Source organism: Colwellia sp. C2M11, assembly GCF_018860915.1.
GTDB lineage: Bacteria > Pseudomonadota > Gammaproteobacteria > Enterobacterales > Alteromonadaceae > Colwellia.
This window is the reverse complement of the sequence record NZ_JAHKQD010000042.1, coordinates 1-1,779: the sequence shown is the minus strand read 5'-3', so window position 1 is coordinate 1,779 and position 1,779 is coordinate 1. Positions and strand designations below refer to the sequence as shown.

2 protein-coding genes are annotated in these 1,779 nt (G+C 43.7%); one reads left to right on the top strand and one right to left on the bottom strand.

What is annotated here, in order from left to right:
• On the bottom strand, nt 1-227 hold a 227-nt coding region (locus KO509_RS11455; protein WP_252727520.1), incomplete at its 3' end, for a CatA-like O-acetyltransferase.
• 160 nt (nt 228-387) lie between these two features.
• Here KO509_RS11455 and KO509_RS11450 point away from each other — a divergent pair.
• Nucleotides 388-1,596 carry an IS4-like element ISVsa5 family transposase gene (locus KO509_RS11450; RefSeq protein ID WP_001339197.1) on the top strand — a complete coding sequence of 403 codons (1,209 nt, stop codon included), beginning with the start codon at nt 388-390 and terminating at the stop codon, nt 1,594-1,596.
• The last annotated feature ends 183 nt before the right edge of the window (nt 1,597-1,779 follow it).

Here is a 1,779-nt window from a genome sequence, read left to right as displayed (position 1 = left end):
GCCATACGAAAGTCGAGATGAGCATTTATCCAGCGTGCCTTAATGTGGTTATAGGCCGGTTGAAACTTGTTGTTATTTTTCTTTACGGTCTTTAAAAAGGCCGTAATATCCAGCTGAACGGTCTGGTTATAGGTACATTGAGCAACTGACTGAAATGCCTCAAAATGTTCTTTACGATGCCATTGGGATATATCAACGGTGGTATATCCAGTGATTTTTTTCTCCATTTTAGCTTCCTTAGCTCCTGAAAATCTCGATAACTCAAAAAATACGCCCGGTACTGATGAATCCCCTAATGATTTTGGTAAAAATCATTAAGTTAAGGTGGATACACATCTTGTCATATGATCAAATGGTTTCGCGAAAAATCAATAATCAGACAACAAGATGTGCGAACTCGATATTTTACACGACTCTCTTTACCAATTCTGCCCCGAATTACACTTAAAACGACTCAACAGCTTAACGTTGGCTTGCCACGCATTACTTGACTGTAAAACTCTCACTCTTACCGAACTTGGCCGTAACCTGCCAACCAAAGCGAGAACAAAACATAACATCAAACGAATCGACCGATTGTTAGGTAATCGTCACCTCCACAAAGAGCGACTCGCTGTATACCGTTGGCATGCTAGCTTTATCTGTTCGGGCAATACGATGCCCATTGTACTTGTTGACTGGTCTGATATTCGTGAGCAAAAACGACTTATGGTATTGCGAGCTTCAGTCGCACTACACGGTCGTTCTGTTACTCTTTATGAGAAAGCGTTCCCGCTTTCAGAGCAATGTTCAAAGAAAGCTCATGACCAATTTCTAGCCGACCTTGCGAGCATTCTACCGAGTAACACCACACCGCTCATTGTCAGTGATGCTGGCTTTAAAGTGCCATGGTATAAATCCGTTGAGAAGCTGGGTTGGTACTGGTTAAGTCGAGTAAGAGGAAAAGTACAATATGCAGACCTAGGAGCGGAAAACTGGAAACCTATCAGCAACTTACATGATATGTCATCTAGTCACTCAAAGACTTTAGGCTATAAGAGGCTGACTAAAAGCAATCCAATCTCATGCCAAATTCTATTGTATAAATCTCGCTCTAAAGGCCGAAAAAATCAGCGCTCGACACGGACTCATTGTCACCACCCGTCACCTAAAATCTACTCAGCGTCGGCAAAGGAGCCATGGGTTCTAGCAACTAACTTACCTGTTGAAATTCGAACACCCAAACAACTTGTTAATATCTATTCGAAGCGAATGCAGATTGAAGAAACCTTCCGAGACTTGAAAAGTCCTGCCTACGGACTAGGCCTACGCCATAGCCGAACGAGCAGCTCAGAGCGTTTTGATATCATGCTGCTAATCGCCCTGATGCTTCAACTAACATGTTGGCTTGCGGGCGTTCATGCTCAGAAACAAGGTTGGGACAAGCACTTCCAGGCTAACACAGTCAGAAATCGAAACGTACTCTCAACAGTTCGCTTAGGCATGGAAGTTTTGCGGCATTCTGGCTACACAATAACAAGGGAAGACTTACTCGTGGCTGCAACCCTACTAGCTCAAAATTTATTCACACATGGTTACGCTTTGGGGAAATTATGAGGGGATCTCTCAGCGCCCGGTAGTGATCTTATTTCATTATGGTGAAAGTTGGAACCTCTTACGTGCCGATCAACGTCTCATTTTCGCCAAAAGTTGGCCCAGGGCTTCCCGGTATCAACAGGGACACCAGGATTTATTTATTCTGCGAAGTGATCTTCCGTCACAGGTATTTATTCGGCGCAA